The sequence below is a fragment of the Nocardiopsis sp. TNDT3 genome (genome assembly GCF_003427465.1).
Taxonomy (GTDB): domain Bacteria; phylum Actinomycetota; class Actinomycetes; order Streptosporangiales; family Streptosporangiaceae; genus Nocardiopsis; species Nocardiopsis dassonvillei.
Map to the genome: position 1 here is coordinate 1 of NZ_QPFC01000079.1, position 4,397 is coordinate 4,397.

The 4,397-nt window shown below is 74.9% G+C and carries 4 protein-coding genes; 3 read left to right on the forward strand and 1 reads right to left on the reverse strand.

What is annotated here, in order from left to right:
* The 3 genes from DQW06_RS02305 to DQW06_RS02315 form a co-directional block, all read left to right on the forward strand.
* Positions 1–233, forward strand: a 233-nt coding sequence (locus DQW06_RS02305) for an iron chelate uptake ABC transporter family permease subunit (protein ID WP_157983327.1), incomplete at its 5' end; no start/stop codon positions are given.
* Entirely contained in the window at positions 233–1,021 is a 789-nt protein-coding gene (locus DQW06_RS02310; RefSeq protein WP_117197876.1) for an ABC transporter ATP-binding protein, read from the forward strand. The genes DQW06_RS02305 and DQW06_RS02310, both read left to right, overlap by 1 nt.
* Positions 1,018–2,037: an ABC transporter substrate-binding protein gene (locus tag DQW06_RS02315; protein WP_117197877.1), complete on the forward strand. Its 1,020-nt coding sequence runs from the start codon at positions 1,018–1,020 to the stop codon at positions 2,035–2,037. The genes DQW06_RS02310 and DQW06_RS02315 overlap by 4 nt, the downstream gene beginning before the upstream one ends.
* A 174-nt stretch (positions 2,038–2,211) precedes the next feature.
* Here the strand turns inward: DQW06_RS02315 and DQW06_RS02320 are convergent, their stop codons facing one another.
* The gene (locus DQW06_RS02320; RefSeq protein ID WP_117197878.1) at positions 2,212–4,368 is read right to left on the reverse strand and encodes a discoidin domain-containing protein; all 2,157 of its coding nucleotides are present in this window, start codon (positions 4,366–4,368) and stop codon (positions 2,212–2,214) included.
* Positions 4,369–4,397 lie beyond the last annotated feature (29 nt).

Here is a 4,397-nt window from a genome sequence, read left to right on the forward strand (position 1 = left end):
TCGTCGGCCTGGTCATCCCCCACATCGTGCGGATCGCGGTGGGCGCCGACCACCGGCGCGTGCTCACCGTCGCCCCGCTGCTGGGCGCGCTCCTCATGGTCTGGGTGGACCTCTTCTCCCGCGTGGTGGTGGCCCCGCGCGAACTCCCCCTGGGCGTCATCACCGCCCTGATCGGCGTACCGGTGTTCCTCGGTCTCATGCGCCGCCGCGGCTACCTGTTCGGAGGACGATGATGGACCTGCGCCTGGACGGGCTGTCCGTCGAGCTCGGCGGCGCCCGGATCGTGGAGAGCCTCTCCCTGGACGTGCCCGCGGGACAGGTCGTGGGGCTGGTGGGCCCCAACGGCTCGGGCAAGTCCACGGCCCTGCGCTGCGTCTACCGGGCGCTGCGCCCCAGCGGCGGGACCGTGTGGGTCGGGGACGAGGACCTGTCCTCCCTGAGCCTGCGCCGGAGCGCCCAGCGGGTGGCCGCCCTGACCCAGGAGAGCGGCAGCGACCTCGACTTCACGGTGGAGGAGGTCGTCGCCCTGGGGCGCGCCCCGCACCTGCGCGGCAACCAGCCGCTCGACGCGCGCGAGCGCGACCTGTGCCGCCGGGCCATGGAGCGCCTGGAGGTGGCCCACCTGGCCCACAGGGGCGTCATGGAGCTGTCCGGGGGCGAGCGCCAGCGGGTGCTGGTGGCCCGCGCCCTGGTCCAGGAGCCCAGCGTGCTGGTCCTGGACGAGCCCACCAACCACCTGGACATCCGCCACCAGATCGCGCTGCTGTCCCTGCTCCGGGACTCGGGGCTCACCGTCCTGGTGGTCCTGCACGACCTCAACCTGGCCGCGGCGGCCTGCGACCGGATCGGCGTGCTCCACGAGGGCCGACTGGTGGCCGCGGGCGCTCCCGACCAGGTCCTGACCCCCGCCCTGCTCCTGGAGGTCTTCGGCATCGAGGCCTCCGTCGTCCCCCATCCCCTGACCGGGGACCCCCAGCTGCTGTACCGGCTGCTCCCCGCCGTCGAGAAAGGCCTCCAGTGACACACCGGACACCCCTCGGGACCCGCGCGTCCCACCGCTCGCTGCTGCCCCTGACCGCTGTGGCCGTCCTGGTCGCCGGGTGCGGAGCCCAGGTCGAGGAAGGGCAGGAGGCCTCGGCCGCGGGCACGGTCACCGTGCAGCGGTGCGGCGAGGAGGTGGAGTACACCACCCCGCAGCGCGTCGTGGCCTACGAGGCCGGGAGCGCCGACAAGCTGTTCGCCCTCGGCCTCACCGACCACGTGCACGGGTACGTGATGCCCCCCGCCAACCCGCCGGTGGAGGAGTCGCCCTGGGCCGAGGAGTACGCCCGGGTGGAGTTCCTCAGCGACGACCTGCTCAACCGGGAGCTCGTCGTGGACGCCGGGGCCGACCTCGTCGTCGCCGGGTGGAACTCCGGGTTCAGCGAGGAGCGGGGCATCACCCCCGAGATCCTGGACGGTCTCGGCATCCAGAGCTTCATGCACACCGAGTCCTGCTTCAACTACCCGGGGCACCCCGAGGAGGTCACCCCCTTCGAGGGCCTGTACACCGACCTGGAGCGGCTGGGCCGGATCTTCGGGGTCGAGGACCGCGCCGGGGAGCTCGTCACCGACTACCGGGCGCGGGTGGCCGCCGTGGAGGAGCAGGCCCCCGCCGGCGACCCGGTCCCCGTGTTCCTCTACGACTCGGGCACCGACCAGCCCTTCACCGCGGGCAGCCAGGTCCCGCCCAACGACATCATCAGCCGCGCGGGCGGGGAGAACATCTTCGCCGGCCTCGACGAGCGCTGGACCCAGGTCGGCTGGGAGGCGGTGGTGGAGGCCGAGCCGGAGGTCATCATCATCCTCGACTACGGCGATCAGCCCGCGCAGGAGAAGATCGACTTCCTGACCTCGTTCCCCGCGATGGCCGAGGTCCCGGCGGTGGTCGAGGAGAACTTCTTCGTCCTGGACTACAACGAGGGCATCTCCGGTCCGCGCAACATCGACGGCCTGGAGAAGTTCGCCGAGTACCTGCGCGGTCTGGAACAGGGCTGATCCGCGCCCGCCCGCGCCGCTCCCCCTGTCCCGGGACGGCGCGGGCGGGCGCGCATCGGTCTGCGGGGACCGTCTGGAGGACCTCCGCGCCCGGGGACGGCGCGGGCGGGCACGGGTCGCTCAGCGGCGGCCGCGGCGGACCGGGGCCCGGCCGGAGCCCCCGGACGCGGCGGGTCAGTCCGCGCTCTGGGTCCGGCGCACCGCCTCCCCCGCGGCGGACGTGAGGCCGCGCGGGGTGAACGCCACCTCCCGGGCGCGGGCCGGGGTGACCACCTCGCGCAGCGCGGGGTCGGTGAGCAGGACCACCGGGGCGATCCGGTTCGGCTCCAGGGGGTACCACCCGGGCAGGGCCCCCTCGACGGCGGCCCAGGCCTCGTCGGTGGCGCCGCGGGCGGCCAGCTCGCGGGCCGTGTCCAGGGCGCGCTCGAAGGCGGGCGGCTCCGGCAGCCGGCGGGAGGCCAGCCACTCCCGCCGCTCGGTCCCGCCGGAGGGGATGTCGAGGCCGGGCACGGCCCCGGCCAGGGCGCGTTCGGCGTAGGCCGCGCCGCCGGGGGTGTCCAGACCGGCGCTGTGCAGGTAGAGCGGCACCGCCTCGGCCTCGATCCGCCCGGTGCCGACCTCGGCGACCACGTGGGGGCGGTGCAGCAGGCCGCGCAGCCTGTGGTGCGCCCCCCGCACGTCGAGGAAGGCCGCGAGGACGACTTCGAGGTAGGCGGCGGCGCCCGACCCCTTCTCCCTGGCCCGGCGCAGGGCGTTCAGCGCCTCCTCCACCCGGCCCTCCAGCGCGGCGCGGCGGCCCCGGGCCAGGAGTTCGAGCGCTCCCTCCGGGTGCACCGGACGCCCCTCCGCACCGAGCAGCTCCTCGAACGAGGCGCGTTCGGCGGCCACGAGGTCGGCGAAGGAGCGGTGGCGCTCCCCCGGGCCGGGGTACCAGCTCGACCAGGTGTAGGCGGCCCACTCCCCGTCGGGGGAGACGTCGCCCGCGTCCAGCACCCAGTCCTGGGCGTCCCCTTCGGCCGAGACCAGCAGCAGCGGTCCGACGGGCCCGTCCTCCCCCGTCACGAGGGACTCGTCCACACCGCACTCGTCCTCCAGGTCGGCCGCCCAGCCGACGGCGGCGGTGGAGCGCAGGCCGTACACGAACGCGCTCGCGGGCCCCCAGCCGTCGGAGGCCTCCAGGAAGGCGCGGTAACCGGGCGGGAGCCGCCTGCCGAGCCGCTCCTCCAGCTCCGCGATCCGCTCCTCGGGTGCGCCGTCGCAGCCCAGCCAGGAGGCGGCGCGCTGCTCCGCGGTGGTCCCGGGGAGTTCGTCCTCGGTCAGGACCCGCAGCATGTCCGCGCTGTACCCGGCCAGGTAGTCCCGCCACTGCTCGGCGGTGGCCGGGACGCGGGCCGGCAGGTCCTGAGCGATCCCCCCGTACGGGGAGGGCGCGCCGCCCGCCGTGTAGCGGTGTCCGTCGAACGCCTCGTAGGTGCGGCCCTCGGAGAAGAAGCGCACCCGGTTGAGCTGGATCTCGGAGCCGCCGCAGTTGCCGGTGATCTCCAGCCGCAGGTGCCGGTAGGGGGTGTCCGCGGCCGGGTCGGTGACGTGGAAGTCGCGGGCGTGGTGGCGGCCGGGGAAGAACTCGTCGGAACGGGTGTCGAGCGTGACCCAGGTCCGACCGTCCGCCGACCCCTTGAGCGCCCAGTTCCGGGGGTCGCGGTCGGCGAAGTCGTTGGCGGAGACCAGGACGTAGTGCCGGACGCTGACGGGTTCGGCCATGGTGAACTCCAGCCAGTCGGCGTCGCGCCAGCTCAGCCACTTGGAGGAGGTGTCGTCGAGGAGGTTGGCGGCGACCTCGCCCGCCCGCGTGTGCTCGTTGCCCGCCCGCACCTCGCGCACCCCGCCGGTGACCTCCTCCCCGCTACCGGCCTCCTCCAGGGCGATGGTGCGCAGGGCGACCGCACCGCCGCCGCCCTCGCGGTCGGCCCAGGTGACCCGCGCGGCCGGGGAGCCGCCGTCCTCGATGAGCAGCCGCAGTTCCTCCTCCCCGTCCGCGCCCTCGACGCCGAACCTGTGGACGGGGCGGTCGGTGAGCCGCTCCACCAGCCGTCCCCGCCAGGCGTGGGACGCGCCGTCCGCGGTGGTCCGCGTGCCGGTGAACGCGGTCATGCCGGGTTCGAACCCGACCACCGCCTCCGCGCCGTCGAGGTCGCGCCAGCCGAGCTGGGCCAACGGCACGGCCCCGCCGGGTTCGAACCCGACCACCAGCCGGTGGTCGGCCAGCCACTCCCCCGTCCGGGCCCGCTGCCGTTCGGTGCGGAAGACGCGGACGGTCGGGTGCTCGTGCATGAAGGCTCCTACGGTGAGGGGGTTCGGGG

Bases quoted from the DNA above. Each gene is read 5' to 3' on its own strand.
- DQW06_RS02320 (WP_117197878.1), bottom strand. From the start codon at position 4,368: ATGCACGAGCACCCGACCGTCCGCGTCTTCCGCACCGAACGGCAGCGG.
- DQW06_RS02310 (WP_117197876.1), top strand. From the start codon at position 233: ATGGACCTGCGCCTGGACGGGCTGTCCGTCGAGCTCGGCGGCGCCCGG.